General features: G+C 66.6%; 24 protein-coding genes. 13 read left to right on the forward strand and 11 right to left on the reverse strand.

Annotated features, from left to right (window positions below; all coding sequences use genetic code 11):
- The first annotated feature begins 65 nt into the window (after positions 1-65).
- The 3 genes from K2O51_RS30595 (at position 66) to K2O51_RS30605 (ending at position 2,958) form a co-directional block, all read left to right on the forward strand.
- Positions 66-491: a PaaI family thioesterase gene (locus K2O51_RS30595; RefSeq protein ID WP_220631153.1), complete on the forward strand. Its 426-nt coding sequence runs from the start codon at positions 66-68 to the stop codon at positions 489-491.
- Between the two features lie 36 nt (positions 492-527).
- Positions 528-1,424 carry a patatin-like phospholipase family protein gene (locus tag K2O51_RS30600; RefSeq protein WP_220631154.1) on the forward strand — a complete coding sequence of 299 codons (897 nt, stop codon included), beginning with the start codon at positions 528-530 and terminating at the stop codon, positions 1,422-1,424.
- A gap of 64 nt (positions 1,425-1,488) precedes the next feature.
- Positions 1,489-2,958 (forward strand): dihydrolipoyl dehydrogenase family protein, encoded by a 1,470-nt coding sequence (locus tag K2O51_RS30605; protein WP_041679758.1) that lies wholly within the window; start codon positions 1,489-1,491, stop codon positions 2,956-2,958.
- A 39-nt stretch (positions 2,959-2,997) separates the two neighbouring features.
- On the opposite strand, the gene K2O51_RS30610 is transcribed toward K2O51_RS30605, so the two are convergent.
- Positions 2,998-4,491, reverse strand: coding sequence for a sensor histidine kinase (locus K2O51_RS30610; protein ID WP_140950443.1), 1,494 nt, complete (start codon positions 4,489-4,491; stop codon positions 2,998-3,000).
- 1 nt (position 4,492) lies between these two features.
- Entirely contained in the window at positions 4,493-5,170 is a 678-nt protein-coding gene (locus K2O51_RS30615) for a response regulator (RefSeq protein ID WP_011299563.1), read from the reverse strand.
- Positions 5,171-5,430: 260 nt separating this feature from the next.
- Between K2O51_RS30615 and K2O51_RS30620 the strand changes: the two genes are divergently transcribed.
- Entirely contained in the window at positions 5,431-6,489 is a 1,059-nt protein-coding gene (locus K2O51_RS30620; protein ID WP_181184435.1) for an ABC transporter substrate-binding protein, read from the forward strand.
- A 13-nt stretch (positions 6,490-6,502) separates the two neighbouring features.
- On the opposite strand, the gene K2O51_RS30625 is transcribed toward K2O51_RS30620, so the two are convergent.
- Complete coding sequence (locus tag K2O51_RS30625) at positions 6,503-7,222, reverse strand: TetR family transcriptional regulator (protein WP_011299565.1); 720 nt, start codon at positions 7,220-7,222, stop codon at positions 6,503-6,505.
- 605 nt (positions 7,223-7,827) lie between these two features.
- On the opposite strand from K2O51_RS30625, the gene K2O51_RS30630 reads away from it, so the two are divergent.
- From K2O51_RS30630 to K2O51_RS30640, 3 genes are read left to right on the forward strand one after another with little or no spacing between them, the layout of a single operon-like run.
- Complete coding sequence (locus K2O51_RS30630; RefSeq protein WP_011299566.1) at positions 7,828-9,075, forward strand: efflux RND transporter periplasmic adaptor subunit; 1,248 nt, start codon at positions 7,828-7,830, stop codon at positions 9,073-9,075.
- 32 nt (positions 9,076-9,107) lie between these two features.
- On the forward strand, positions 9,108-12,263 hold the full coding sequence (locus K2O51_RS30635; protein WP_011299567.1) for an efflux RND transporter permease subunit: 3,156 nt from the start codon (positions 9,108-9,110) through the stop codon (positions 12,261-12,263).
- A 1-nt stretch (position 12,264) separates the two neighbouring features.
- Positions 12,265-13,755: an efflux transporter outer membrane subunit gene (locus K2O51_RS30640; RefSeq protein ID WP_220631155.1), complete on the forward strand. Its 1,491-nt coding sequence runs from the start codon at positions 12,265-12,267 to the stop codon at positions 13,753-13,755.
- A gap of 109 nt (positions 13,756-13,864) precedes the next feature.
- Here the strand turns inward: K2O51_RS30640 and K2O51_RS30645 are convergent, their stop codons facing one another.
- The 4 genes from K2O51_RS30645 to K2O51_RS30660 form a co-directional block, all read right to left on the reverse strand.
- Complete coding sequence (locus K2O51_RS30645) at positions 13,865-14,713, reverse strand: OmpW/AlkL family protein (protein WP_220631697.1); 849 nt, start codon at positions 14,711-14,713, stop codon at positions 13,865-13,867.
- A 41-nt stretch (positions 14,714-14,754) separates the two neighbouring features.
- Positions 14,755-15,975 (reverse strand): DUF2957 domain-containing protein, encoded by a 1,221-nt coding sequence (locus tag K2O51_RS30650; RefSeq protein ID WP_425333003.1) that lies wholly within the window; start codon positions 15,973-15,975, stop codon positions 14,755-14,757.
- Between the two features lie 124 nt (positions 15,976-16,099).
- Positions 16,100-17,446, reverse strand: a complete 1,347-nt coding sequence (locus tag K2O51_RS30655; RefSeq protein WP_220631157.1) for a DUF2957 domain-containing protein — start codon at positions 17,444-17,446, stop codon at positions 16,100-16,102.
- Positions 17,447-17,820: 374 nt separating this feature from the next.
- The gene (locus K2O51_RS30660; RefSeq protein WP_220631158.1) at positions 17,821-18,789 is read right to left on the reverse strand and encodes a TetR/AcrR family transcriptional regulator; all 969 of its coding nucleotides are present in this window, start codon (positions 18,787-18,789) and stop codon (positions 17,821-17,823) included.
- A 326-nt stretch (positions 18,790-19,115) separates the two neighbouring features.
- Between K2O51_RS30660 and K2O51_RS30665 the strand changes: the two genes are divergently transcribed.
- From K2O51_RS30665 to K2O51_RS30675, 3 genes are all read left to right on the forward strand, one after another.
- On the forward strand, positions 19,116-20,066 hold the full coding sequence (locus tag K2O51_RS30665) for a LysR family transcriptional regulator (protein WP_041679760.1): 951 nt from the start codon (positions 19,116-19,118) through the stop codon (positions 20,064-20,066).
- 109 nt (positions 20,067-20,175) lie between these two features.
- The gene (locus tag K2O51_RS30670) at positions 20,176-21,153 is read left to right on the forward strand and encodes a Bug family tripartite tricarboxylate transporter substrate binding protein (protein ID WP_220631159.1); all 978 of its coding nucleotides are present in this window, start codon (positions 20,176-20,178) and stop codon (positions 21,151-21,153) included.
- A gap of 26 nt (positions 21,154-21,179) precedes the next feature.
- The gene (locus tag K2O51_RS30675; protein WP_140950448.1) at positions 21,180-22,154 is read left to right on the forward strand and encodes a M14 family metallopeptidase; all 975 of its coding nucleotides are present in this window, start codon (positions 21,180-21,182) and stop codon (positions 22,152-22,154) included.
- A 4-nt stretch (positions 22,155-22,158) separates the two neighbouring features.
- Here K2O51_RS30675 and K2O51_RS30680 read toward each other — a convergent pair whose 3' ends face one another.
- The 4 genes from K2O51_RS30680 to K2O51_RS30695 form a co-directional block, all read right to left on the reverse strand.
- Complete coding sequence (locus K2O51_RS30680) at positions 22,159-22,737, reverse strand: Sbal_3080 family lipoprotein (RefSeq protein WP_140950449.1); 579 nt, start codon at positions 22,735-22,737, stop codon at positions 22,159-22,161.
- A gap of 155 nt (positions 22,738-22,892) precedes the next feature.
- The gene (locus tag K2O51_RS30685) at positions 22,893-23,093 is read right to left on the reverse strand and encodes a hypothetical protein (RefSeq protein WP_041679762.1); all 201 of its coding nucleotides are present in this window, start codon (positions 23,091-23,093) and stop codon (positions 22,893-22,895) included.
- A gap of 8 nt (positions 23,094-23,101) precedes the next feature.
- Positions 23,102-23,671 carry an OB-fold putative lipoprotein gene (locus K2O51_RS30690; RefSeq protein WP_011299577.1) on the reverse strand — a complete coding sequence of 190 codons (570 nt, stop codon included), beginning with the start codon at positions 23,669-23,671 and terminating at the stop codon, positions 23,102-23,104.
- A 45-nt stretch (positions 23,672-23,716) separates the two neighbouring features.
- Positions 23,717-24,961 (reverse strand): glycosyltransferase, encoded by a 1,245-nt coding sequence (locus tag K2O51_RS30695; protein WP_220631160.1) that lies wholly within the window; start codon positions 24,959-24,961, stop codon positions 23,717-23,719.
- 171 nt (positions 24,962-25,132) lie between these two features.
- Here K2O51_RS30695 and K2O51_RS30700 point away from each other — a divergent pair, with 171 nt between their 5' ends.
- From K2O51_RS30700 to K2O51_RS30710, 3 genes are all read left to right on the forward strand, one after another.
- A complete protein-coding gene (locus K2O51_RS30700; RefSeq protein ID WP_220631161.1) occupies positions 25,133-25,747 on the forward strand; it encodes an HAD family hydrolase in 615 nt (204 codons plus the stop codon).
- Positions 25,748-25,840: 93 nt separating this feature from the next.
- Positions 25,841-26,098, forward strand: a complete 258-nt coding sequence (locus K2O51_RS30705; protein WP_011299580.1) for a FitA-like ribbon-helix-helix domain-containing protein — start codon at positions 25,841-25,843, stop codon at positions 26,096-26,098.
- Positions 26,095-26,529, forward strand: a complete 435-nt coding sequence (locus tag K2O51_RS30710; RefSeq protein WP_220631162.1) for a type II toxin-antitoxin system VapC family toxin — start codon at positions 26,095-26,097, stop codon at positions 26,527-26,529. Before K2O51_RS30705 ends, K2O51_RS30710 begins: the two co-directional genes overlap by 4 nt.

Below are 26,529 nucleotides of genomic sequence, written 5' to 3' on the forward strand. Positions count from 1 at the left end.
CCAGCCCTGCACGAATCGGGCGGCTACCGGGCGACATCCCGCGGGACAACAAGACCAGGATCGCCATGTCCGAATCCGCCGAATGCCGCCTGACGCTTGCCGATATCAATGCCACGCTGGAACGCGTACTCGCCCCCTGGGTGCGCCAGCTCGGCTTGCGCGCCGAGGCCGTCGATGACGCCGGCATCACGCTGCGGCTGCCCTTCCAGGAAATGTTCCGCCATGCGGGCGGCGTCGTGTGCGGCCAGGTGCTGATGTCGGCCGCCGACACGGCGATGATCGTCGCCGTGGCCAGCGCGCTGGGCGGCTTCCGCCCGATGACCACCGTCACCCTGAACACCAACTTCATGCGCCCCGTGATCGACGGCGACGTGCTGGTGCGCGCCAACGTGCTGCGCCTCGGCAAGACCGTGGTGTTCGGCGAGATCGAACTGACCGGCACCGACGGCAAGCTCGCCGTGCAGGCCACCACGACCTACGCGCTGCTCTGAGCGCGCCAGGCCACATCCCTACACGCAAAGCGCAGCATGAACGCAGGCACCGCCACACCGTTTGACCAGATCGTATTCGCCGGCGGCGGCAATCGCTGCTGGTGGCAGGCGGGCTGGTGGGACACCGTGGCGCCGGAGCTGCATCTGCGCCCGCGCGTGATCACCGCGATCTCGGCGGGCGCGGCCACGGCTTGCATGGTCTATGCGCACGACTCGCAACAGACCATGGCGTACTACCGCGAAGTGCTGTCCGCCAACAAGCGCAACGCGTACTGGGGCAACCTGCTGCGCAACGAACGCGTGTTTCCGCACTACGGCATCTATCGCACGGCGCTGCTGTCGATCTTTGGCGATGGCCGGCTTGAACATCTGCGACAGGCGCCGGAGATCCGCATCGGCGTCGCGCATATTCCGCGCTGGAGCGGTCCACGCCTGGCAGTGGCGGCGGGACTGCTCGCGTACAACATCGACAAGCACGTGCTCAAGACGCTGCATCCGCGGCTTGGGCGCAGGCTTGGCTTCCGGCCGGAGTTCGTGCGCGCGCAGGACTGCGGCTCGCCCGAGCAGCTTGCCGACCTGCTGCTGCAGTCGGCTTCCACGCCGCCGTTCACGCCGGTGCTGCGCCGTGACGGACGTGCCGTGCTCGATGGCGGCCTTGTGGATAACGTGCCCGTGGACGCGCTCGACGCCACGCCGGGCAATGTGCTGGTGCTGGTCACGCGGCTGTATCCGCGGCCGCGCCGTTTCGTGATGCAAAGCGGCGGCCAGCGCCGCCTTTACGTGCAGCCTTCGCAGCGTGTGCCGATCGCGAGCTGGGACTACACCCGGCCCGACGCGATGGCGCACGCGTATGACCTTGGCCGCCGCGACGGGGAAACTTTCCTGCGCGAGTGGCCGTCGATCCTGAATACGGAACTGCGGTCCGGCGCCTAGCCTGCGCGGCGGCGCTGGTCCGATCGTTTGTCGATGCGGCCGCGTGCCGCGACAGGAGGCATGGATGAGCAAGCGCCAGACAACAACCGCCACGTCCGACAACGGACCAAGGCGGGCCCGTCAAGTCAGTGCCGAGCCGGCGATGGAGCGCGTGCCGCGCTCACGCGGCAAGGGTGGCAAGCCGATGCGTACGCGCAAGGCGGATTTCGTCGTGATCGGCGGCGGCTCGGCCGGCGTTGCCTGCGCGCGGCGCGCTGCGTCGCATGGTGCCAGCGTCGTGCTGATCGAACGCGATGAAATCGGCGGCACCTGCGTCAACCGCGGCTGCGTGCCGAAGAAGATGCTGTCGTATGGCGCCACGTGGGCTGCCATCCTGTCCGGCTGCCTGTCGCACACCGGCGGGCATGAGGACTGGCGCGACGCGATCGTGCGCGTCAATGCGGAAGTGGCGCGACTGAACGTGGTCTACGCACAGCGCCTGCTGGAGGCCGGCGTTGACATCCTGCGCGGCGACGCGGTTGTGACGGCGCCCGATGAAGTGCGCGTGGGCGACGAAGTCATCCGCGCCAAGCGCATCCTGATCGCTACCGGCGCGCGACCGAAGACGCTCGATATTCCCGGCGGCGAACTCGCGAGCAATTCCGACGATGTGTTCACGTGGCAGACCGTTCCGGGATCGATCGCGGTCATCGGCGGCGGCTATATCGGCGTGGAGCAGGCATCGATCCTGTCGCGCTACGGGGTCAAGGTCGACCTGCTGGTCGCCGGTGACAGGCTCCTGCCGCATTTCGATGCGGAAATCGCAGAAGCCCTCGCGGGCGCGTTGGAAACCAAGGGCGTGCGGCTGCACCTCAATGCCAGCGTCAACCTGATCAGCCAAGCCAATGGCGCGCTCGAGGTCTGCTATCGCCCCGGCAACAAGCCCGGGCAGACGGAGTCGATACGCGCGCAAGCGGCACTGGTCGCGGTCGGGCGCGTGTCCAACGTGGACGGGCTTGGCCTCGATGCAATTGGCGTCAAGCTCGGCGACAAGGGCGGCATCAAAGTGGATCGCCAATTCCGCAGTTCGGTGCGTTCGATCCATGCGATCGGTGATGCGATCGAGGGCCTGCACCTGACGCCGGTTGCCACCTCACAGGGCCGCTGGCTGGCAGACCGGCTGTTCGGCCGGCGCGGCGAACGCGCGGACTTCGATTTCGTGCCGACCGCGGTGTTCTGCGAACCGGCGATCGGCGCCGTGGGGCTCACGGAAGCGCAGGCCATCGAAGAGGCCGGCAAGCCCGAGCGCATCCGCACCGTGGTCAAGCGCTTTGTCTCGCTGGAAAACCGCTTTGGTGGCAATGGCATGCAATCGGTGTTCAAGCTCGTGCTCAATGCGCGTACCGGGCGCGTGCTCGGCGTGCATCTGATGGATAACGCGGCGCCGGAGATCGTGCAGGCCATGGCCGTTGCGCTGCGGCTCGGCGTGAGGGAATCCCATCTGGAGACGACGCTGCAACTGCATCCGACGGTGGCGGAAGAGCTGTTCGGTTGAGAGGAAGGTGAAATCAAGGGGCCGTGACGTCCGCGCGCGTCACAGGTCCTGTTCGCTGACCGGCAGTTGCAGCAACGCCCTGACGCCCCGCCCCTGCGATCCTTCGGTCAGCGTCACCGTGCCGCCGAAGCGCGCCGCCATCTCGCGCGAGATCGCCAGCCCCAGACCCGAGCCGGGCTCGGTGTTGCCCACGCGCCGGTAGAAGCGCGCGAATACCTTCTCGCGCTCGCCGGCGGGAATGCCCGGTCCGTCGTCCTCGACCATCAGGCACGCGGTCTGGTCGACGCGCCGTGCCGACAGCGTGATGCGGCTGCCCTTCGGCGAATACTGGATGGCGTTGTGGACAAGGTTGGCGAGCGCTTCGCGCAGCAGCGCCGCATCGGCGCGCACGGGCAGCTTGAGCCCTGGCGTCGGCTCCCAGCCGAAGTCCTGCTGCTTGCCGCGCGCGAGCGGCAGGTAGTCGAGCGCTACCTGCTCGGCCACCGTGACCGCATCAAAGATATCCACAGTATCGGCAGCTGGCGCGGCCGCTTCGCCATGGTGTTGGCGTACCCGCGCCAGCGCCAGCAGCTGGTTGGTCAGCCGCGCGGCCTGCTCCAGTTGCGTGACGATGCCGCCGACAGCTTCGCCGGCAGCCTGGCGAGACGCAGGATCGTCGCCATCCGCGCACAACTGCCGCTGCGCGAATTCCGCCTGCGTCTTGAGGATGGCCAGCGGCGTGCGCAATTGGTGCGCCGCATCGGCGATGAATTGCGCCTGCGCCTGCGCCATCGCTTCGGAGCGCGCGACATGCAGGTTCACGGCGTCGACCAGCGGGCTCACTTCGATGGGCACGCGGTCGAAGGCGAGCGGCGTCAGGTCGTCGGGCGAACGCGCCTCCACATCGTCGCGTACCCGTCCCAGCGGGCGCAGCACGTAGGTGACGCCGCCGACGAGGATTGCTGCGCTCAGCACGATCAGCAGCAGGTCGCGCGCGAGCGCGCTGCGCCAGACCGTGCCGATCAGCGCCGTGCGCGGCTCGGCAGATTCGGCGACCTGGATGATGACGCGCATGCGCGCATCGGGCCGGTACACGGGCCGTGCCATTGCCGCGATGCGTACGGCCTCGCCACGGTAGTCGTCATCGTCGTAGAAGCGCGGCTGGTTGTTGGCGAGCGAGCCTTTCGGCAGCGGCAGGTCTTCGTAACCGGTGACGGTTTCGACCGTGCCCGCGCGCTCGAGCGAGACGCGATAGTACACATGGGTCTGCGCCGCGGTCTCGAACATCTCCATGGCGGCGTCCGGCAACGAGAGCTGGAGGCTTTCGCCAGCCATGCCGATGGCGTTGTCGATCGCCCGGATCGAGCCATACAGCGAGCGGTCGTACGCGGTGTTGGCGGCATGGCGCAGCGTGCCGTAGGTGAGCCAGGTGTCGATCGCCATCATGGCCGCCAGCGCGGGCACCAGCAGCAGAAGCAACTGGCGGCGCAGGCTGCCGCGCCGCCACAGCGGGATCGGGCGCCGCGCGCCGTGGCGCAGCTTGCGGAGCCACATGTCAGGCGGCCGGTGTCTCAGGCTCGAGCAGGTAGCCGAAGCCACGCAGCGTGACGATCGTCACGCCATGCCCGGCCAGTTTCTTGCGCAGGCGGTACACGAGCACCTCGATGGCATCGGGGCTGACATCGGCGTCGAGCGAAAACACCTTGTCGAGCAACTGGGCCTTGGTGAGCGGCTGGCCGCTGCGTGCGAGCAGCGCACCGAGCAGCGTCGATTCGCGCGGCGTCAGCGCGAGCGGCTGGCCGTCGAGCGTAAAGCCGCGGGACTCCCCATCGAACACCAGCGTGCCGCATTGCAGGCGCGGGTGCGCGCGGCCGCGGCTGCGGCGGATCAGCGCGAGGATGCGGGCTTCCAGTTCGGCAATCGCGAACGGCTTGGGCAGGTAGTCGTCGGCGCCGAGGTTCAGGCCGCGCACGCGTTCGTCGAGCGTGTCCTGCGCGGTCAGGATCAGCACCGGCGTGCGGTCGTCGCGCGCGCGCATGGCCTTGAGCACGGCCAGGCCATCCTTGCCGGGCAGGCGCAGGTCAAGCACGACCACGTCGTACTCTTCGGCCACAAGCCGCGCCTCGGCCTGCAGGCCATCGCCCACGTGTTCGATCACGAAGCCGCCCTGCTCCAGCGCGCGGGCAACCCAGCGCGCCAGTTCGACTTCATCTTCCACCAGCAGAATGCGCATGCTGGTTCTCCTCCATTTTTTTGATCGTGCGGTCCATGGGACGCGGGCGCCTATAATACCCCCGCCCCGCCATTACCGGCGTTCCCGGCGCGTGTCGCGCCCCGGCCCATCCGTTGCCGCTCTGCACAATCTTGTCCCAGCGCCTGACATCCCCTCCCGAACCTGATATCGCGAGTGCCCCGGCTTCCACGCTGCGCCGCAAGCTGCTGGCCGGTGCCGCGCTGGCCCCGCTCGCGGGACGGACGCTCGCGCAGGACGCTATGCCGGCGCCGCCGGCCAGCTACCCGTCCGAGTATGAGGTGATCGTGTCACGCGCCATGCGCGAGGGCGAGGTGCATGTCTATGCCTCGACCGACCTCGACGTCGCCCAGCCGCTGATCCGCGCGTTCGAGGCGCGCTACCCGGGCATCCGCGTGCGCTACGAGGACCTGAACACGATCGATCTGCACGAGCGCTTCCTGGCCGAAACCGCGGCGCTCGGCAAGGCGCAGCCGGCCCCGGATTCCGCGTACGCCGATGTGCTGTGGAGCACGGCCATGGACCTGCAGATCAAGCTCGTCAATGATGGCTATGCGCAGCGCTACCACTCGCCGGAACGCAGCGGCCTGCCAGCCTGGGCGGTGTGGCGCGACGAAGCGTGGGGCACGACGTTCGAGCCGGCGGTCATTGTGTATAACCGCAACCACTTTGCCGGCACCAAGCCTCCGGGCAGCCGCAGCGGCCTGGCGCGCGTGCTGCAGGAGCACGCGCCGCGCTGGCGCGGAAAAGTCGTCACTTACGATGTGGAGCGGTCCGGCGTCGGCTACCTGCTGGCGCAGCAGGACGCGCGCATGGGCAGCGAATTCTGGTACCTGGCCCAGGCGCTCGGGCGCACGCACGCGCGGCTGTCGGCGTCGACGGCCGACATGATCGAACGCATCGCCAGCGGCGAATACGTGCTCGGGTACAACCTGCTGGGGTCTTACGCGCTGTCGCTGATGGAGCGCGGCGCGGCCATCGACGTCATCGCGCCGCGCGACTACACGCTGGTGATGTCGCGCGTGGCGTTCATCGCGCGTCGCGCGCCGCGTCCGAATGCGGCGCGGCTGTGGCTCGATTTCCTGCTCTCGCGCGAGGGGCAGGCGGTGCTTGGCAAGTCCACCTCGCAGCTCTATACGGTGCGTACCGACACCGACAGCCCGCACACGGCATCGGCGCTGTCGGAACGGCTCGGCTACGCGCTCAGGCCGATCAGCGTCGGCCCGGGCCTGCTGGCGGCGCAGGACACGCTGCGCAAGCGTGCCTTTCTGGAGCGCTGGCGCGAAGCCATGCGCGGTTAGCTCGGCAGCGCCGTTACGGCGCGCCGTTGGCTTCCTGGCAGGCTTTCTCGCAAAGCGTACTCAGCTCGCGATCGAGTTCCGCCATCGGTCGCGGCACATAGCCATGGCGCAGCGCCGGGGAAAACCTGAGCGTATCGATGAAGGCGTCCGACAGGCGCTCGGCATTGGCGTCGAGGTCGAAGTCCTGTGGCGAGAACAGCCAGTGCGCGAGCACGCCGCCAATCGCCGCATGGAACGCGTTCACGGCCAGGTCCAGGTCCAGATCGGCCGGAAGCTGGCCGCGCTCCACCGCAAAGCGCAGGTGCTCGCGGATCTTCACCATGCCTTCCTGGTGCGACTGGCGCTGGCGTTCGAAGATGGCCCCGTTGTCCTGCACCATCTCGCACTTGTGGAAGATGATCTCGAACACCCGCCGCCAGCGCGGATTGACCACGGTCTGGCGCATGACGAAGGCGCAGATGTCGCGTATGCCTCCCAGCGGGTCTTCCTGGCGCGCGATGCGCTCCGGGTCGCATAGCGCTTCCACGGGCAGGTTCACGCGGTCGCACATGGCGGCGAACACGTCGCTCTTGTTCTTGAAGTGCCAGTAGATGGCGCCGCGGGTAACGCCGGCCGCCTCGGCAATGTCTGCCAGCGACGGGCGCGCCACGCCGCGCGCGTGAAACACGGTTTCGGCTGCGTCGAGAATCCGGTGGCGCGTTTCGAGCGCCTCTTCCTTGGTGCGTCTGACCATTTCTATCTCTGGTGCCGGCCTTGACGATGCATGAGTGCGTCAATGGCCGGTCCGTTTTCCTCCCCCTGGCGTGACTGCGGCAGCAGCCCAGCGTTTTGGTGCTCTGCACCGGCGGGTCGTTATCGTCACTTCGATTTGCTTCAAGACAGCTGCGTGCCTCAGCCCGCCGCCGCGACCGGCGCGCATCCTAACCCGTCAGGAACGCACCGTGCTTTGTTTCAACGCCTGAAACGGGATTCCGTTGCACATAGTCTCCGTAAATAAGCAAGCCAGGCGTCGAAAAGCCCGCTTTGCGGAATAGGCTTAACATACATGCTTGAATGTATATATAATACTCGCCTGTCCGACGTTCAGCCAGCACGCAAAGTTTTGTGCACAAAGCTGCACCAGCGTTGTTTCTGACCAGTCGGTCATTAATGCTGTTCATCCAAGAAAATGCCACGTTCGTCGCTTCGTCCTTGTCGCGACATACCGTTTGGCTAGCATCACGCTTTTTCCGCTGCCAGGCACGCAGCGGACCGCATCGCGCCCCGGTTGCCCCCTATTTCCACCAGGCATGCCGGGACCGGCGCGGCAGATCTCAAAATTTCATCATGGGGTTATCGATGAGGAAGTCCCAACGTATCCATTGCGTTGCCGTCGCCGCGTTGTCGGCGCTGGCGCTGACCGCTTGCGGCGAGAAAAAGCCTGAAGGCGGCGCCATGCCCCCGCCGGAAGTGGGCGTTGTCACCGTGACGCCGTCGGCCGTCGCCATCGTCAATGAATTGCCGGGCCGCCTGGAAGGCGTGCGTACCGCCGAAGTCCGTGCGCGTGTCGAAGGCATCGTGCTGTCGCGCAACTACACCGAAGGTGGCGAAGTGAAGGCCGGTCAGGTCATGTTCCGCATCGACCCCGCGCCGTACCAGGCGCAGCTTGCGTCGGCCAAGGCCGCACTGGAGCGTGCCGAGGCCAACGCCGTGTCGGCACGCCAGAAGGCCGAGCGCTACAAGCCGCTGGTGGCCGTCAATGCCGTCAGCAAGCAGGAATATGACGAGGCCGTGGCCGCCGCCGGCCAGGCCAATGCGGACATCGCCTCGGCCAAGGCTGCCGTGACCACCGCGCAGATCAACCTGGGCTACACCACCGTGACCGCCCCGATCAGCGGCCGCGCCGGACGTGCGCTGGTGACCGAAGGTGCGCTGGTCGGCAAGGGCGAGGCCACCAAGCTCGCGCTCGTCGAGCAGGTCGACCCGATCTGGGTGACGTTCACCCAGCCCGCCGCTGAAGTCACGCGCCTGCGCCGCGCCATCGAGTCCGGCGCGGTCAAGGGCGTGGACGGCGGCGCCAGGGTGCACCTGTATGTCGAAGATGGCCACGAATACGAACAGACCGGCAAGCTGCTGTTCTCGGACATGACCGTGGACCCGACCACCGGCGCCATCACGCTGCGCGCGCAGTTCCCGAACCCGAAGCGCGAGCTGCTGTCGGGGACTTTCGTGCGCGTGAAGATCGAGCAGGGCGTGGATGAGAACGCGATGACCGTGCCGCAGCGCGCGCTGATCCGCAATGCCCAGGGCGCCAGCGTGCTGGTGGTGGGCAATGACGGCAACGTGGCCGCTCTGCCGGTGAAGGCGCCAAAGGCGATCGGCGACCGCTGGATCGTGACCGAAGGCCTCAAGGGCGGCGAGAAGGTGATCGTCGAGGGCCTGCAGAAGGTCAAGGTCGGCGCGCCGGCCAAGGCCGTGCCGTTCCAGCCGGCCGGTGCTCCGGCGCCTGCCAAGCAGGCTTCGGAGCCGCAACCGGCTTCGGGCAGCAAGGCCGGTGCCAAGGCGGAAGCCCAGGCTGACGCCAAGTCCGACGCCAAGCAAGGCTAAACCCAGCGCATCAGACAGAGGGAGCCAGTTTTATGGCCAAGTTTTTCATCGACCGGCCGGTGTTCGCGTGGGTGCTCGCGCTGATCATCGTGCTGGGCGGGTTGCTGTCGATCGTGCAGTTGCCGATCGCGCAGTACCCGAACATCGCCCCGCCGACGATCTCGGTCACCGCGACCTATCCGGGCGCCTCCGCGAGGACGCTCGAGGATTCGGTCACCTCGGTGATCGAGCAGGAGCTCAACGGCGCGCCCAACCTGCTGTACTACCAGTCGACCAGCGAATCGTCGGGGCTGGCGTCGATCACCATCGCGTTTGCGCCGGGATCGAACGTCGACCTGAACTCGGTCGAAGTGCAGAACCGCCTCAAGCGCGTCGAGGCGCGCCTGCCGGCGGAAGTGCGCCAGCAGGGTGTGCGCGTCGACAAGGCGGGCAACAACTACATGATGTTCCTGACGGTGTCGTCGAAGTCCGGCGAGGCCGACGCCATCCAGCTGGGCAACTACGTGTCGTCGCAGGTGATCGACTCGATCCGCCGCGTGCCGGGCGTGGGCCAGGCCGACCTGTTCGGCACGGAATACGCCATGCGTGTGTGGCTGGACCCGGCGAAGCTCACCGGCTTCAACCTGACGCCGCTTGACGTCACCGCCGCGGTGCAGGAGCAGAACATCCAGGTCGCCGTGGGCGAACTGGGCGGCACGCCGTCGCCCAAGGGCACGGAGCTGAACGCCACCGTCACCACCGAAAGCCGCCTGACCACGCCGGAGCAGTTCGGCAACATCCTGCTGCGCACGAACCCGGATGGTTCGTCGGTGCGCATCAAGGACGTGGGCCGCGTGGAACTCGGCGGCGCCGATTACTCGACGCTCGCCCGCACCAACGGCAAGCCGTCGGCGGCCATCGCCATCAAGCTGGCCCCGACCGGCAACGCGCTGGCCACGGCCACCGCCGTGCGCGCCAAGATGGAAGAGCTGTCCAAGTACTTCCCGGCGGACTACCAGTACAGCGTGCCTTACGACACGTCGGCCTTCGTCAAGATCTCGATCGAGGAAGTGATCAAGACCCTGCTCGAAGCCGTGGTGCTGGTGTTCCTGGTGATGTACCTGTTCCTGCAGAACTTCCGCGCGACGCTGATCCCCACGCTGGTGGTGCCGATCGCACTGCTCGGTACGTTCGGCGCGCTGCTCGCGTTCGGTTTCTCTATCAACGTGCTGACGATGTTCGGCATGGTGCTGGCGATCGGTATCCTCGTGGATGATGCGATCGTCGTGGTGGAAAACGTCGAGCGGATCATGAGCGAGGAAGGGCTCTCGCCACGCCAGGCTACGCGCAAGGCGATGGGCCAGATCACGGGCGCCATCGTGGGCATTACGCTGGTGCTGACGGCCGTGTTCATCCCGATGGCGTTCTTCTCGGGCTCGGTCGGCAATATTTACCGCCAGTTCTCGCTGTCGCTGATCGCGTCAATGGCGTTCTCGGCACTGCTTGCGCTGACGCTGACGCCGGCACTGTGCGCGACGCTGCTCAAGCCGGTCGAGGCGGGTCATCATCACGAGAAGACGGGCTTCTTCGGCTGGTTCAACCGTACGTTCGCGCGTGCATCCACGAGCTACCAGGGGGTGGTGGGCCGCATCCTCGCGCGCAGCGGGCGCTACCTGATCATCTACGCGGTCATCATCGTCGGCGTGGTGGTGCTGTTCAAGCGCCTGCCGTCGTCGTTCCTGCCTGACGAAGACCAGGGCTACATGATCACCGTGGTGCAGTTGCCCAACGGCGCGACGCAGGACCGTACCATCGGCGTGCTCAAGCAGATCGAGGATTACTACCTGCAGAAGGAAAGCAAGGTGGTGGACCAGATGATCACGGTGGCGGGCTTCTCGTTCTTTGGCCGCGGCCAGAACGGCGGTATCGCGTTCGTGCGCCTGAAGGACTGGAAGGAACGTACCGGTGCCAACGAAACCGCGCAGGCGCTGGTGGGCCGTGCATTCGGCGCGCTGTCGTTCATCAAGGACGCCATCATCTTCCCGCTGAACCCGCCGGCGATTTCGGAACTCGGCAACTCGTCGGGCTTCGACTTCCGCCTGCAGGACCGCTCGGGCCAGGGCCACGCCAAGCTGATGGAAGCGCGCAACATGATGCTCGGCATGGCGGCCAAGAACCCGGTGCTCGTGGGCGTGCGCCCTGAAGGCCAGGAAGATGCTGCGCAGCTGCAGATCGACATCGACCGCGAGAAGGCCAAGGCGCTGGGCGTGACGGTGGCAACCATCAACTCGACGCTGTCGATTGCGTTCGGCTCCAACTACGTCAACGACTTCATCTATGAAGGCCGCGTGCGCAAGGTGATCGTGCAGGCAGAAGGCGCCGACCGCCGGCTGCCGGACGACCTGACCAAGCTGCGCGTGCGCAACAGCAACGGCGACATGGTGGCGTTTGCCGCGTTCGCGACCTCGAAGTGGGTCATGGGCTCGCCGCGCCTGGAGCGCTACAACGGCATGCCGGCAGTGAAGATCGCGGGCCAGGCCGCACCGGGCCACAGCACGGGTGAAGCCATGCGCGTGATGGAAGAGAACTTCGCCAAGCTGCCGCCGGGCTTTGGGTTCGAGTGGTCGGGCCAGTCGTACGAAGAGCGCCTGGCCGGTTCGCAAGAGCCGATGCTCTACACGCTGTCGCTGATCATCGTGTTCCTGTGCCTGGCCGCGTTGTACGAAAGCTGGTCCATCCCGTTCTCGGTGCTGCTGGTGGTGCCGCTCGGCGTGCTGGGCGCACTGCTCGGCGTGACGCTGCGCGGCATGCCTAACGACGTGTACTTCAAGGTGGGCCTGATCGCGACGATCGGCTTGTCAGCGAAGAACGCCATCCTGATCGTGGAATTCGCCAAGGACCTGCAGGCGCAGGGCAAGGGGCTGATCGAAGCGACGCTCGAAGCGGTGCACCTGCGCTTCCGCCCGATCCTGATGACGTCGATGGCATTCATTTTGGGCGTGCTGCCGCTGGCGATTGCCACCGGCGCGGGCTCGGGCAGCCAGCGCGCGATCGGTACCGGCGTGATGGGCGGGATGATCACGGCCACGGCGCTGGCGATCTTCCTGGTGCCGGTGTTCTTCGTGGTGGTGCGCAAGCGCTTCAAGGGCAGCGAGCGCCAGCACGAATTCGAACGTGCGCGCCTGTCCGCAGCGCAGGAGGACAATTGATATGACCAAGACACTGACCACACTGCTGCTGGTGGCCGGCGTTCTGACGGGCTGCACGCTGGCGCCGAAGTATGAGCGTCCGGTGCCGCCGGTGGCCGCTGGTTTTCCGGGTGCGCCGGAAGGCTACGCCACGGCCGAAGTGAAGAGCGGCGAGACGCGTCGTGCCACCGACATCGGCTGGCGCGAGTTCTTCCGCGACCCGCGCCTGCAAACGCTGATTGCGACTTCGCTCGAAAACAACCGCGACCTGCGTCAGGCTGCGCTACGCATTGAAGAGGCGCGTTCGCTGTACCAGATCCAGCGTGCCGACCTGCTGCCGACGGTGAATGCAAACGCCGGCTACACCCGGGCCCGCACCTCGGCCGCCCAGACGGCGACCGTGCTGGGGCAGCCTTCGGTGAGCGACCTGTATTCGGTTGGCCTGGGCATCTCGTCCTACGAACTGGACTTCTTCGGACGCGTGCGCAGCCTGTCGAACGCGGCACTGGCGCAGTACTTCGCCACCGAGGAGGCGCATCGTTCGGCGTATATCTCGCTCGTGTCGGAAGTGGCCAAGGCCTACCTGTCCGAGCGCTCGTTCGCCGAGCAGTACGAGATCGCGCGTGACACGCTGAAGGCGCGCGAGAGCACGTATGCACTGGCCAAGCAGCGCTTCGACGTCGGCGCCACGTCCGCGCTGGACCTGCGCGACAACGAATCGCTGGTGGCGCAGGCACGCGTCTCCGCCGCGCAGCTGGCACGCCAGCGCGCGCAGGCGCAGAACGCGCTCGAAGTGCTGGTGGGCAAGCCCATCGGCTCGATCGAAAATCTGCCAGAGCCGATGCGGCTGTCGGACGAACGCATCATCAGCGATATCCCCGAAGGCCTGCCTTCGGATCTGCTGGAGCAGCGCCCCGACATCCGCCAGGCCGAGCAGCTGCTGCTGTCGGCTAATGCGAATATCGGTGCGGCACGTGCGGCGTTCTTCCCGCGCATTACGCTGACCACCAACATCGGCACCATCAGCCCGACGTTCTCGGGCCTGTTCGACGCTGGCACCAAGGCTTGGTCGTTCGCGCCGCAGCTCACGCTGCCGATCTTCGACTACGGCCGTAACAAGTCGAACCTGGACCTCGCCAACGTGCGCAAGAACATCGAGGTGGCCAACTACGAGAAGACCATCCAGACGGCCTTCGCGGAAGTGGCGGACGCGCTGGTGGCACGCGGCACGCTGGAAGACCAGGTGGCCGGCCAGGAACAGGTGCGCAATGCGGAAGCGGCGCGTTATGAGCTGGCGCGCCTGCGGTTCCGTAGTGGTGTGGCCAGCTATCTGGATGAGCTCGATGCACAGCGCCAGCTGTTCACCGCTGAGCAGGCGCTGATTCAGGCGCGGCAGCTGCGGCTGAACAACTCGATCGATCTCTACCGATCGCTTGGTGGCGGGCTGAAGGAGACCGGCGAGGTGGCGCAGACGCCGGTTCCGGCTGCGCCGGCGGGGACGGTTACGCAGTAAGGGTTTACAGGTCGGTTCAGGAACGGCGCACTGTGGTGCGCCGTTTTTTTTAAGCTTCTTGCCGAAGAACGATACCCGCCGCACTTCGGCGAAGACCGCTCTTGACCCATCAAAACCTGTAAGACGCCGCCAGATAAAACACAATGGGATTCGGCTCCAGCTTCGTTTTTGACGTCGACAACACCGTCCCATCCGACGCCTTGATCGTCATCGTCGACGTCGTCGACAGCGGGATATAGGTGACCGAAGCCGTCAGCCCCCAGTGTTCATTGAAGTTGTACGTGCCCCCCACGTTGAACACCGGTGCCCACGACGACGACGCGTCTGCATGCACGGAGGTCGGTCCAGGGATCCCTGCGCCAGCGGCAAGGATCGCGCCGAGGTTGCTGTTGACCGAAGCGGAAAAGGCAGGGTTCACTTCGATGTTGGTGTAGAAGTTGTACGAAAGCCCCAGCCCGACGAACGGCCGGAAGCTCGCGGTTGGCGTCAGGAAGTGGTATTGCACCATGGCGGCTGGGCTCCACTGGCGTGCCTTGGTGATGATCGGGTTGAGCGCCGGGTCGCCCAGGCTCTGCCGGCCCAGCGCCCCGGCCGGACCTGGCGGAATCAGTTCTCCATGGCCGTAAATCTTGAACTCCGGCGGAATGCCGCCGACCGCGGTCAGTGCGATATGGTCGGTGAAGAAATGGCTGAAGGTGAAGCCGACCGTATTGGCATTGGACGTCGACAGGCTGCTGCCTGGTGCGCTGAAAGTGGATGGCAGGCCAAGCGGATAGTTGATCGGCACCTGCGCCACCGACGTGGTGAGCGGGTCGCTGTGGCCGCTGGTCTGGACGTTGAACCAGCCCGCGGTGACGACGTTGTCGCCGGCCTTCTGCGCGTGGGCCGGCGCGCTCGCCAGCGTCAGCGCGGCGCAGGTTGTCGCAAGGATGATGAAGCGCTTGTGAATGGCTTGCATATGGTGTCCCCGGTCGATCGAATAGGTTGCGTCCATGCCGCTTATTGCACGAAGGCCCCGACCGTGAAGTACGGGCCGCTGCTGCGCGATTCCAGGAAGCCGAATGCGCCGCCGGTGAACATCAGCTTGCCGGTGGGTAAGGCGTTGGCCGCGGCGTCCCTGGGCGTGACCCTGACCACGCCCGGCACGGTTTGTGAATAATCGAGCCGGTACGGCGAAGCCAGGGACGCATCGGCCGGACGGAACGGATCGAGCAGGGTCGCGGCCGCGTCGACCAGCGCCGTGGTGCGGTAGTCGAAGTTGCTGTCCACGCCGACGTATTCGCCGTTGACGCTTCCCTGCGTGATGGCCACTGACGGCGACATCATGCCGATACCGATTTCGTCGTCGGCGCCGAGCGGCCCGTAGGTCAGGCTGTCGCTGGCATAGCCGACGCGGATCATGATCGGCACCAGCGCGTCGCGCAGCTTGCCCACGATCAGGTACGCCTTGCCCAGCGTGCCGCCCATGGTCGGCGGCTGGACCTCCGCCTTGTAGTTGGTGGACAGCAGCGCCCCGCTCGGCTGCGGCACGAAGTTGTTGCCCTTGCGCGAGCAGGTGCCCGTGACGTTGTCGCACACCGTGAAAGATCCATCGGCGGCGAGCTGCATGCGGTAATCCTGTGCGACCGTCTGGAAATTCTTTGACGGCACTTCATGAAAGCCCACGCCGTTGTAATAGCCAGCGATCTTTGACAGGTCGGTCTCGGTCTGCGCAAAGCCGATGAACTGGAAGTACGGGAAGGTGGTGTCCGGCACCGCGCCCGCGCCGCCAATGCCGGCGAAACGGATGCGCGCGCCCGGGATGGTGCCGCCCACCACGCCCATCCCGACGAACAGACGGGCCGGGCGGTTCGGGTCCAGGCTCGCGCCGTTGAGCCGGAACGCGCACTGGTTGAGCTTCGCGGTGGGCAGACCCGTTTCCTGCGACAGCGAGCCTTCCATCACGTTCTGGCCGTTGGTCGGATCGCTGCGCGTCGGCTGCACAGTGCCGGTGGTGCGCGGCACCGATGAGTCCAGGAACGTGACGCGCCACGTAAGCTTCGCCGTGTCGACCTGCACTTTGACCAGTTCACCCGAGCCGGTGCCACCGGTGAAGGTGGTGGTGTAGTCGAGCGAGGCGGGGCACAGGCGCGTGTCGACGGCAGTCGGCGCAGCCGGCGCGCTGTCGCTACCGCCGCCTCCGCACGCGGCGAGTCCGGCCGCGGCGGCGACGGTCAGCATGGCGGCGCGCAAGGTGGCGGGAGCCGGACGGTTTGAGTGAAGCGATCGTGAGCGGTTGCGGGTCTGCATGGCCAGTCTCCTCTGTCGTGTCTTGTTGGCTTTGGGCACGGGTATGGCGGGTGCGTCAGGGGCTCGCGAGCACGCTGACGCGAAAGCTCGGGGTGCCTGTCCCCGCCAGGTGCGCGAACACGCGGCCATTGGCGATCAGCGTGCCGCTGGTGCCACTGTTGTCAGTGGTGTCCACCATGCCCGCCGTGCCTTGGGTGAAGTCGAGCTGGTAGCCGCCGGTCTGTGTCAGCGTCGACGGGTCGAGCAGGTCCACACGGTTGCCGTTGACCAGCGAGAACGTGTACGACAGGTCGCTGCCCGAGCCGATATAACCGCCATTGATCTGGCCGGCAGCCAGCGGCGTCGCGGGCGCGAGCAGCGCCAGCCCCGATTCGTCATCGACATTGATGTTCGGTGGCAGCGCCGAGATTTGCGCGTAGCCGGCGCGGATCACCAGCGGAATCAGCGCACCGTTGAGCTTGCCCACCACCATCAGCCCTTTTGCGCGGCTCGCGTTGGTGGCAGTGATGGCTTGGCTGTAGAAGGCCGGGTAGCGGCGGCTGCCGTCGTCATTGCTGCTCTCGAACGTGCCATCATCACCGGCGCGCAGCTTCCAATGGTTTCCCGTGGTGACGCAGTTCGCGCCGGTGGCCGTGCAGCTGCCATCAGCGTTAAGCGTTTCAGTCGTGCGGGCCGTGGCGGGCGTGAAGTGCGAGGAGGCCGTCAGCGATCCACCCGACGGCACCTGGTGGTAGCCGAGCACGTTGTAGGAGCCGGCTACCTTGCTGAAATCGGTCTCGGTCTCTGCGAAGGCGAGCACCGGATAGATCGGGAACGTGGTCGCGGGAATCGCGCCGATGCCCAGCACGCCCGGATAGGAAATTGTCGCGCCCGGAACGCCGCCACCCGCGACGCCGTTGCCAAGGAAAATCACAGGCGGATGGGCGGGATCGACGAGCGCCTGCGAACTGCCGTCAGAGGCGGTCGCGTTCTGCAGCACGACCGCGCAACGGTTCTGCTCCGCGGTCGGCAGCGAAGTCATGTTGGCGATCGTGCCGGTGAACCTGACGCCGGCGCGCGTGGGGCTCACGCTGCCGGGCTGCTTCGGCACCGGCGACTCCAGGATGTCGAGCTGGAAGGTGTGCGCCGAGGTATCGAAGCGCAGCTTCACCAGTTCACCGGCGCCAGAGCCGCCAGTGAAGGTCGTGCCGTAGTCGAGCGTGGCGGGACACAGCGGCCCCGGCGGCACGCCGTTGCGGATCGGCCCCGATACCGGGCAGCTGCTATTGCTCGCGCATTGCGTGTTGGGACTGCTCGTGGTGGCGGAGCTGCCGCCGTCACCGCCGCCGCAGGCGCTCAGCAGCATCGCGATGCTGACCCCGGATACTGCGAAGGTCCTGCGTCGAAGCCTGGACATCGTCATGGCTTGTCTCCTTGTCTTGTGTAAAAACGCTGGCCTGTTGTCGCCCTTGCAGTCGTGCATCGGGTCGGACGACTCTCGCCGCCGGCGTGTTTGAGCGTCAATAGAGCGGCCGTTCCAAACATGGCCGGCGGTTCTGAGTGCGTGGCACGGCAAGCGTTGGGCGGCGGCATTGAAACTGTTGCGCGTGCCGCACGCGTCGTCTGTTTGAATTTGCGTGCGGACGGTCAGAAGCGGTAACCGGGCTCATCGAAGGAATGGCGCACGGCCTTCCCGAACAAGATCTTTTTCGCGATGCAGCCGTAGGTGTCCCACGCGCGCTTGACGCGCGGGAAACGGCCGCTTCAGTTCGGAACGGTCACCGCGTCCGGGAGCCGCTATGTCCGGGCGCGCATTCGCATCCAGTCATCCAGCGGATTGCTGGGGAACGTCACCGCCGGCTCGCGCGCACGGACAGGGACACTCGCGATGGCTGCACGGGCGGTGCCTTCGTTGCGCGCGGCGCGTGCGCCCTGTCGCGGCTTGGCGGCAGCAGCTTCCGCGCGATGGCCGGCGTCTGCGTTGGCGACGGCATTGGCTGCCGCTATCGCCGCTGCCGCCGCCGTTTCGCGCCCCTGTGCTTGGGCCCGCTGCATCGCCTCGTTGGCGTCGTCGAGGTCGAACACCGATTGCAGCGACGCCCGCTGCTCGCTGCCGGGTGCGGGGACCCGCAACGCGGCCATGACCATGGCGGTGAGTTGGGCCAGCATGTGCGCGTCGCTCAGCGGTCGGCCCTGAGCAAAGGCGGACATGAGGTTGGAAATGTCGTCGCTGGCCAGTACGCCGGCCAGGGCCTTGAGCGAGAACTGCAGCCGCCAGCCCAGTTCATGGCGCGGCTGCTCGGGCAATGCGCGCGAGAACGCATCGAAGAAGCGCTTGTACACCGTCGCGCAATGCTCCATCAGGTAAGACTGGATGAAGGGCGAGGTGTCGGCGTGCACGCGTCCGAGCAGGCGCAGGAATGAAGGGCCGCCCACGGCCGGATTGCGCGCCATCTGCAGTGCGGGCACGAACAGCGCGCCCATCACGTGCTCGCAGCGGATGCGGTGGCCGGGCCAATGCGCTTCGCAGGCATCCAGCAGCGCCAGGCGGCGTGCGTTGAGCGGACCCAGGCGCCGGCCGAGCACGGCCTGCATCATGATGTCCTTGCTGCCGAAGTGGTAGTTCACGGCGGCCAGATTGACCATGGCGCGGGACGTGACTTGCCTCAGTGAGGTGGCTTCGTAGCCGACCTCGATGAACAACTTTTCCGTGGCGTCGAGAATGCGAGCCTTGGTGTCTCCTGCCGTGCTTTTGCCGGTCTTCATGGGGGCGAGTCTCTTTGTACTGCGATGAACCCCTTGCAATCGACTACCCTGGTTTTACTCCGTGCTCTGTCGGCATACGGATGCTTGAAACAGGTGAATGAAGCGTATCCCACGCGTTCGGGCGTTTCACAAGCGTGGAATTCGAATGCCTGCTCTAATTCGCCTGTTCTGTGGGCTATCGCGCAACATTGTCGGAGCGCGTGGCTATCTGGCATGGGCCGAGGATGCCTGCCGCAAAAAACATGGGCGCTGGCCCGTCCTTCGGGCCGCCGCGAATTGTGCCGATAATGCGGTCATCCGCGCCTCAAGACCCGATCGCTGATCTCATGCACATCCGCTGGCTCGAAGACTTCATCTGCCTCGCCCAGGCCGGCAGCCTCGCGCGCGCGGCCGAACTGCGCAACGTCACGCCGCCGGCGTTCGGGCGGCGCATGCAGGCGCTCGAAGTCTGGGCGGGCGCGCCGCTGATCGACCGCAGCGCGTTTCCGGTACGCCTGACCGCCGAGGGCCGGCAGTTCCTTGAAGCCGCACAAAACGCGCTGCAAACGCTAGAGGACGCACGCCTCGCACTGCGCACCGCCCATCGCGCCGATGCCAGCACCCTGACCATCGCCACCGGCAAGACGCTCGCGCGCTCGATGGTGCCGGCGTGGCTCGCAGGCCTGCGGCGGGTGCTGGGCCATGACAAGGCGGCAGCGGGCTTCCGCACGCGCCTGTCGACGTTTCCGATGCACGATGCGCTCGCGATGTTCACCGAAGGCGATGCCGATTTCCTGCTGTGCTACAGCCCTCCGGATATCCCGGTGATGCTCGACGACGCGCGCTACCGTTTCCACATGGTGGGCGTGGAGCGGCTGGTATGCGTGAGCGCCGCCGATGCGCGCGGCGCGCCGGAGTTCCGATTGCAGGCCGCCAAGGGCGGCGCCCGCACGGCGCCCACGCCGATGATCGCCTACGCAGATAGCCTGACGCTCGGCCGCATGGTCAACCAGGAAATCGCGCGCCGCAAGCTTGCCAGCCGGCTCGACGTGATCGCCGTCAGCGACTTTGCCGAGTCGGTGCACGAGATGGTGCGCCAGCGCATGGGGCTGGCATGGCTGCCGGCGCGGCTGATCGCGGACGATCTCCATGCGGGGCGGCTGGTGCGCGCGACAGCGGGTCGCAGTGCGGAGGAGGTGGATCTGGCACTGGAGATCCGCCTGTACCGCCAGCGTGCGCCGATGCGGCCACTGGCGGAGGCGTTCTGGGAAGCCGCGGTCAGCGAGCCGCGCAGCTGAGGCATTGCCGAATTGGCAACCCTCCTTGCCAAAGGCGCAAGCCGCCGCCTGGCGCGCTCACTACCATCAGGCCAGCGTCGACCCCATTCCAAAAAATCCGATCCGAGCCATGACCACTAAGACCACCCTGCTGCGCGCGGCCTCCGCCGCTACCCTCGCCCTTTCCACACTGGCCGCGCATGCCAGTGGCTGGCCGACCAAGCCGATCACGCTGGTCGTGGGTTACACGGCCGGCGGCAGTGTCGATCTGGTCGCACGCACGGTCGCCCCCGAACTGGGCAAGCGTCTGGGGCAAAGCGTGGTCATCGAAAACCTCGGCGGCGCGGGCGGCGCCATCGGTGCGTCCAAGGTGGTCAAGGCCGAGGCCGATGGCTACACGCTGTTGCTGGGATCGGGCAGTGAAGTGTCGATCGCGCGCCTGACCAACCCGGCGGTGCGCTACGACGGCGAGAAGGACCTGGCGCCGATCACCTTCGTCGGCACGCAGCCGATGGTGCTGGTCGGCAAGACCGCGCTGTCGGCGAAGAATGCCGCCGAGCTGATCGAGCTGGCCAAAGCGCAGCCGGGCAAGCTGTCGTATGCGTCGTCGGGTGTGGGCACGCCGCTGAACCTGGCGGGTGAACTGATCAAGCAGCAGGGCAAGGTCAACATCACGCATGTGCCGTACAAGGGTGCCTCGGCCATGGCCACCGACCTGCTCGGCGGCCAGATCGACCTCGCGGTGATGGTGCTGTCCTCGGCGCTTCCGCATATCCAGGCCGGTCGCGTGAAGGCTTATGGCGTGACGGAGGCAAAGCGTTCCGGCGTGGCGCCGAACGTGCCGGCGCTGGCGGAAACCCCTGCGCTCAAGGGCGTGGACATGGGCGTGTGGTTCGGCCTGATGGGCCCGGCGGGCACGCCGCGCCCGGTCATCGACCGCCTGAACACCGAAATGCAGGCCGTGCTGGCCATGCCCGACGTGAAGAAGAAGCTCGCCGAAGCCGGCGTGGAAGTGGCCCCGGGCAATCCGGCGCAGTTCGGCGCGTTTATCAAGCGCGAGACCGGCCGCTACCGCACCATCGTTCAGACCGCAGGCATCCGCGAATAAGCCGTCATCCAGCAGCACAACCCAGCATGAACAACGAATCCCTTACCTTGGACGCCTATCCCGTCGAGGTCGAATTCCCGGATATCCGCCCGTATGCCGAGGGCAACTGCGGCATCCCTTACGTGTTCACGTTCGACAGCGGCGTGGCCGGCCCGCATGTGATGGTCAACGCGCTCACACACGGCAATGAAGTGTGTGGCGCCATCACCGTGAAAGGCTTGCTCGACGCCGGTGTGAAGCCGCGCCGCGGCCGCGTGACGTTCGCGTTTGCGAACGTGGACGCGTATGCGTGCTTCGACCCGGCCCGGCCCGATGCCTCGCGTTTCGTCGATCAGGATTTCAACCGCGTGTGGACGTCGGCAGTGCTGGATGACGCAAGCCGCGATTCGTCCGAATTGCGCCGCGCGCGCGCCATGCGTCCGGTGATCGACACCGTGGACCTGCTGCTCGACCTGCACTCGATGCACGAGAAGAGCCGCCCGCTGATCGTGTCCGGCCCGCTCGACAAGGGCATCGCACTGGCTCGCGCGCTTGGCGCGCCGGCCGACGTGATCGTCGACGAAGGCCATCCGGAAGGCCGGCGCATGCGCGACTACGCGGATTTCGGCGATCCGGCCAGCGCGCGCAATGCACTGCTGATCGAATGCGGCCAGCATTGGGAGACGTCTGCGGTCACGGTTGCGCGGGATAGCGCGGCACGCTTTCTGCTGAATGCGGGCGTGATCGATGCCCAGGATGTGCCGACTGGCTGGCTGCAACCGCTGCCCGCCACGCAGCGAGTGGTACGCGTGACCGAGCCTGTCGTCGCCAACAGCATGGACTTCCGCTTCGCCGGCCCTTACACCGGACTGGAGACCTTCATGGAGGCCGGCACCGTGATCGGCTGGTGCGACGGCGAGCCGGTGGTGACGCCCTATCCGAACTGCGTGCTGGTGATGCCGTCGCTGCGGCAGCTTCGCCCCGGCGTGACGGTGGTGCGCCTGGGGCAGCTGGAAGCCTGAACGTTCAGGACGCGGCGGCGGTGCCTGTCGCCGGCGCCGCCACGGGCGTGCCGGCCGGCGGGGGCGGCGGCGGCAGCATGCCCGGGAACAGCTGTTCCACCAGCTCATCGAGCTTTCGCTCCGGCATGACGAAGTTGCTCAGGTTGATTCCGCCCGCGCTGCGGTTCGCGTTGTAGACCGCCTTGCCCACACGTGCGCCGTTCTGGTACACGATGATGTCCACGCTGTTCAGGAACGACATCCAGAACCACGCGCTCTTGGCCGAGTACGTCGCCACCAGCGGGCACGACACCACGGGCGCGTACGGCGGCAGCAGCTTCACTTCGAAATTGCGCGCCTGCAGCGATGCGCGGAACGCGTCGAGATATTCATTGCCGCTGACCGGGTTCGCCACCACGCACAGCAGCGCGCCGTTGGCGCCGTAGTTGCCACGCGGGCCGGCCGCGACGGTGCTGCCGGCGGGGATCTGGAAGGCGCCGAGCGGGTCGGCCTGCTCGGGCCTGTCCACGGGCATCACGGCCTGGTAGGTGGAGCAGCCGGTAATCGTCAGGCCCAGCGCGGCGGCTAGCAGTGCTTTGTTCATGGAGTGTCCTGGAGGCATCGGTGCTCATTGCCGCTTGCGGCAGGCGGAGCATCGGGAACTTATCCACACACTGTATGCGCTGGCGCCACGCGCCAATAGCCGGAACAGAGGCGCAAAACCGGCGCTCCTGCCCGGTCTCTGCGCCGTGCGGCGTTTCAGGCGCCCGCGACGGGCTGTGCCAGGCGCCCCACCAGGATCAGCAACAACGCCGCCAGGCAAAGGCCGATCACGGCAATCTGCAGGCGCCCCACAGGCTTGCCCTGTAGCAGGGTCTGGCTGATGAGCGAGGGAGAGACCAGCCCAACCGCAGTGGCGATCAGGACCAGGATGGCGAGGACAGACAGGACGGTTTGCATAAGAGGACTCAGTTGGCGCCGCCGCGCAGCAGGCAATCGCTTAGCAGCGGCGTGCCGTCGGACAGACCCGCGCCGTTGCACTCCACCGCCACCTTCTGACCACGCCGGACCATGGTGGCGCGGGCTTCGACCTCGCACACGCGGCCAGCCGGCCCGCAGATCTGCCGGCGCAACAGTTGCGCGCGCACGACCGCGTTCGGGTCGTTGGTGCGGATATCGACGAATACATCGTCCGCCTCGCCGCGCCGCACGCCGCTGGCCACGCCTTCGACGATGATGTACTTGCCGCGGTAGCGGTCATCGGCCGCGCCGGGGTTGTTTCGATAGTCGTCGAGGATGGCGTCGGCCTGGTATTGCGGCAGCCGGTCGGCCGGGCGCTGCGGATCGATGCTCACGGGGTCGAGCGTGCCGTTGCGCGGCACGCCGCGTACGTCGCTGGCAGCCGATGCAGGCGCCAGTGCTGCATCGGCCGTCGCAGCCTCCTGGCTGCGGTCCTTGTCATTGCCGGCAAACCAGAGCATGCCAAGGACCGCCAGGGCGACAATGGCAATGAGGATTTGCTGGGTACGGTTCATCATCTGAATTTCCTGCCTGAATAGTGGAACGGCGCCTTGCGACGGCCGCTATGCCGTGCTCCGTCGGCAAAAGGTTTCGATGGCGGCTACGGCGTTGTCGACACCGCGCTCCGCCCGGATGGCCGCGCCGAGCGCTGCGGCGTTCTCGCGCACGTCGGGCCGTTGCGTGAAGGCAAGCATCGCAGCGAGCTTGCGCGCGTCGATGTCATGGCCGGCGACATAGCGCGGCGCCACGCCAAGCGCCGCCAGCCGGCCGGCCCAGAAGAATTGGTCCCCCGCGAACGGCAGCACGATCGACGGCACGCCGGCCGCGGCAACCGCGTGAACGGTCCCCGCACCGCCATGGTGTATGGCCGCGCTGACACGCGGCATCAGCCAGTCATGCGGCGTGGCGCCGATCACATGGAAGTTCGGCGGCAGCGCGGCGACGTCAATGCCGCTCCAGCCCGGATAGAACAGTGCGCGCCGGCCGTCCATGGTCTGCACCAGCGCGCGCACGACCTTATCGCGGTCGAAGCCGGCCATGCTGCCGAAGCCGACGTAGACCGGCGGCTCGCCCGCGTCGAGAAAATCCTGCAAGACTGCGGGTGCTTCCCAATCGGCCTGCGCCGGCAGCGTCCACGCGCCGCAGACCAGCCAGTCCGCATGCCAGTCGCGCGGGCGCGGCACCAGGTGCGGGGAAAAACCGTAGAGCGACGGGAAGTCCTGCCACACCGCCTTGCGCGGCGCCAGCCCGAACTGTGCCTGCCGCCCCGCGTTGATGGCAGGCCGGAACATGCGCCACAGCACGTGGTTGATCAACTGATGGGTGGTCCGGTTGGCCCAGCCCGGCAGGCGCCACGGCGGCAGGAACGCCGATGGAAACTCGCGCGTCGGCGACAGCGGGAACATCGCAGCGGCGATGGCGGGTTTGGCAAGCGCCTCGCCCACGGCCATGCCGACATATGCGGCAAGGCCTGAGAAGACAATGGCATCGCGTTCACGGGCGGCTGCCGCGAGCTGCGCCATCCACTGCGCGGTGTTGTCCTCCGCAATGCGGGCGAACGCGCGCGTGGCCTCGCTGACGTTGCCGCCTTCGGTCATCAGCTTGTGCAGCGCGCCGCCGGGCGCGAGCGTGGCCTGAATGTCACCGGCCAGCGCCTCGAACGCCAGCCCCTGCTCGGCCGCCAGCGCCGCCGCTGACTGTTCGCCAAGCAGCAGCACATCATGACCGGCCGCCTGCAACCCCGCACCGAGTGCGACGATAGGGCGGCAATCGCCCTGGGTGCCGAAGGTGATGAGGGTCAGGCGCATGCGGTGGAGGGTTTCTGGAAATGGCGGCTCGTGCTCTCGCAAAGAGGCAGGCTCGCCGGCCCGATAGTGTACCCGCACGCCAAAGGTGAGCCGGGGCTCGAGGGTTTTCCGCCAGCGGCCTCGCGGCCCATGCACAATCAGGGCTTCTGGCCATCCACCGGGACAGACGCCATGACCGCATCGATCTCGCTCGTTCTGTTCGACATGGAAGGGGTACTGACCCACTATGACCGCGCCACGCGCGCAGAGCATCTCGCCGCGTCTACCGGGCGGTCAACGGAGCAGGTACGGCACGCGATCTGGGGATCGGGGCTGGAAGCGCGCGCCGATGCCGGCGAGATCAGCGATGACGAGTACCTGCAGGCACTCGGGCAACTGCTGGGGTGCCGTGTCAGCCGGGACGACTGGCTGGCCTCACGCCGCGCATCCATCACGCCCAATGCCGAAACACTGGCACTGGCCGCCAGGCTGGGCGGCCCATACCGCATCGCAATCCTGACCAACAACTGCAGGCTGGTCACGGACCATATCGCTTACCTGAATCCGCCGGTCGCGCAGTTGTTCGGGCAGAACGTTTATCCCTCTGCAGCGTTTGGAGCGACCAAGCCGGCTGCGCAGGCTTATCTGGGGTGCATTGGGCAGCTTGGATGCTGTGCGGCGCAGACGTTGTTCATCGATGACACGGCGGCCAATGTGCAGGGAGCGGTTGATGCCGGGCTGCACGGGTACCGGTTCGTGAATGCTAAATCCCTGGCGGCGGAGTTTGCGTCGAGGTCGTTGATCTAGCCCAATTTGACCCCAATAGGATGCGATTACGAATCTAGTGCTTTCACTATTGTAGAATGCTTTCATTGAAGTCAAATTGGAGCAATGACTGCAATGGCAACGCTAACCATACGCAACCTGCCCGACGAAACCCACCGCGCGTTACGCGTACAGGCGGCCGCGCACGGCCGCAGCACGGAAGCCGAGGTCCGCGACATTTTGGCGCGTGCCGTGAACCCGCCGGAGCGGGTGAAGATGGGGGAAGCGCTGGCTCAGCTGGGTCGTCGCCTGGGCCTGACCAACGCCGACGTGGAGGCGCTCGAACAGACGCGTGACAGAACGCCTGCACAACCGCCGAGGTTCCACGAATGATCGTGCTGGACACCAACGTGGTTTCGGAGGCCATGAAGCCGGAGCCGGCGGCAACAGTGCGTGCCTGGCTTGATGAGCAGGTGGCCGAGACGTTGTACCTGTCCAGCGTCTCGCTGGCCGAATTGCTGTACGGCATTGCTTGCCTGCCGGACGGACGTCGCAAGCTTGCGCTGGAAGACGCGTTGGAAGGCCTGATGGCGCTGTTCGCTGGACGTGTGCTGCCCTTCGATCCCGGTGCAGCACGCTGCTATGCCGAACTCGCGGCGAAGGCTCGCGCGGCAGGCAAAGGTTTTCCCACGCCGGACGGCTACATCGCCGCCATCGCGACCGCACACGGATTCACGGTTGCCTCACGCGACACGGCTCCGTTCGAAGCTGCCGGCGTTCCGGTGATTGATCCCTGGCATTGCGGGCGTGAAGCCCAAAGATAG

The sequence above is a fragment of the Cupriavidus pinatubonensis genome (assembly GCF_019602855.1).
Lineage (GTDB): Bacteria > Pseudomonadota > Gammaproteobacteria > Burkholderiales > Burkholderiaceae > Cupriavidus > Cupriavidus pinatubonensis.

Excerpts from the sequence above, each read along its gene's own strand:
- K2O51_RS30595 (WP_220631153.1), top strand. The coding sequence starts at position 66 with ATGTCCGAATCCGCCGAATGCCGCCTGACGCTTGCCGATATCAATGCC.
- K2O51_RS30600 (WP_220631154.1), top strand. The coding sequence starts at position 528 with ATGAACGCAGGCACCGCCACACCGTTTGACCAGATCGTATTCGCCGGC.
- K2O51_RS30605 (WP_041679758.1), top strand. The coding sequence starts at position 1,489 with ATGAGCAAGCGCCAGACAACAACCGCCACGTCCGACAACGGACCAAGG.
- K2O51_RS30610 (WP_140950443.1), bottom strand. The coding sequence starts at position 4,491 with ATGTGGCTCCGCAAGCTGCGCCACGGCGCGCGGCGCCCGATCCCGCTG.
- K2O51_RS30615 (WP_011299563.1), bottom strand. The coding sequence starts at position 5,170 with ATGCGCATTCTGCTGGTGGAAGATGAAGTCGAACTGGCGCGCTGGGTT.
- K2O51_RS30620 (WP_181184435.1), top strand. The coding sequence starts at position 5,431 with ATGCCGGCGCCGCCGGCCAGCTACCCGTCCGAGTATGAGGTGATCGTG.
- K2O51_RS30625 (WP_011299565.1), bottom strand. The coding sequence starts at position 7,222 with ATGGTCAGACGCACCAAGGAAGAGGCGCTCGAAACGCGCCACCGGATT.
- K2O51_RS30630 (WP_011299566.1), top strand. The coding sequence starts at position 7,828 with ATGAGGAAGTCCCAACGTATCCATTGCGTTGCCGTCGCCGCGTTGTCG.
- K2O51_RS30635 (WP_011299567.1), top strand. The coding sequence starts at position 9,108 with ATGGCCAAGTTTTTCATCGACCGGCCGGTGTTCGCGTGGGTGCTCGCG.
- K2O51_RS30640 (WP_220631155.1), top strand. The coding sequence starts at position 12,265 with ATGACCAAGACACTGACCACACTGCTGCTGGTGGCCGGCGTTCTGACG.
- K2O51_RS30645 (WP_220631697.1), bottom strand. The coding sequence starts at position 14,713 with ATGCAAGCCATTCACAAGCGCTTCATCATCCTTGCGACAACCTGCGCC.
- K2O51_RS30650 (WP_425333003.1), bottom strand. The coding sequence starts at position 15,975 with ATGCTGACCGTCGCCGCCGCGGCCGGACTCGCCGCGTGCGGAGGCGGC.
- K2O51_RS30655 (WP_220631157.1), bottom strand. The coding sequence starts at position 17,446 with ATGACGATGTCCAGGCTTCGACGCAGGACCTTCGCAGTATCCGGGGTC.
- K2O51_RS30660 (WP_220631158.1), bottom strand. The coding sequence starts at position 18,789 with ATGAAGACCGGCAAAAGCACGGCAGGAGACACCAAGGCTCGCATTCTC.
- K2O51_RS30665 (WP_041679760.1), top strand. The coding sequence starts at position 19,116 with ATGCACATCCGCTGGCTCGAAGACTTCATCTGCCTCGCCCAGGCCGGC.
- K2O51_RS30670 (WP_220631159.1), top strand. The coding sequence starts at position 20,176 with ATGACCACTAAGACCACCCTGCTGCGCGCGGCCTCCGCCGCTACCCTC.
- K2O51_RS30675 (WP_140950448.1), top strand. The coding sequence starts at position 21,180 with ATGAACAACGAATCCCTTACCTTGGACGCCTATCCCGTCGAGGTCGAA.
- K2O51_RS30680 (WP_140950449.1), bottom strand. The coding sequence starts at position 22,737 with ATGAACAAAGCACTGCTAGCCGCCGCGCTGGGCCTGACGATTACCGGC.
- K2O51_RS30685 (WP_041679762.1), bottom strand. The coding sequence starts at position 23,093 with ATGCAAACCGTCCTGTCTGTCCTCGCCATCCTGGTCCTGATCGCCACT.
- K2O51_RS30690 (WP_011299577.1), bottom strand. The coding sequence starts at position 23,671 with ATGATGAACCGTACCCAGCAAATCCTCATTGCCATTGTCGCCCTGGCG.
- K2O51_RS30695 (WP_220631160.1), bottom strand. The coding sequence starts at position 24,961 with ATGCGCCTGACCCTCATCACCTTCGGCACCCAGGGCGATTGCCGCCCT.
- K2O51_RS30700 (WP_220631161.1), top strand. The coding sequence starts at position 25,133 with ATGACCGCATCGATCTCGCTCGTTCTGTTCGACATGGAAGGGGTACTG.
- K2O51_RS30705 (WP_011299580.1), top strand. The coding sequence starts at position 25,841 with ATGGCAACGCTAACCATACGCAACCTGCCCGACGAAACCCACCGCGCG.
- K2O51_RS30710 (WP_220631162.1), top strand. The coding sequence starts at position 26,095 with ATGATCGTGCTGGACACCAACGTGGTTTCGGAGGCCATGAAGCCGGAG.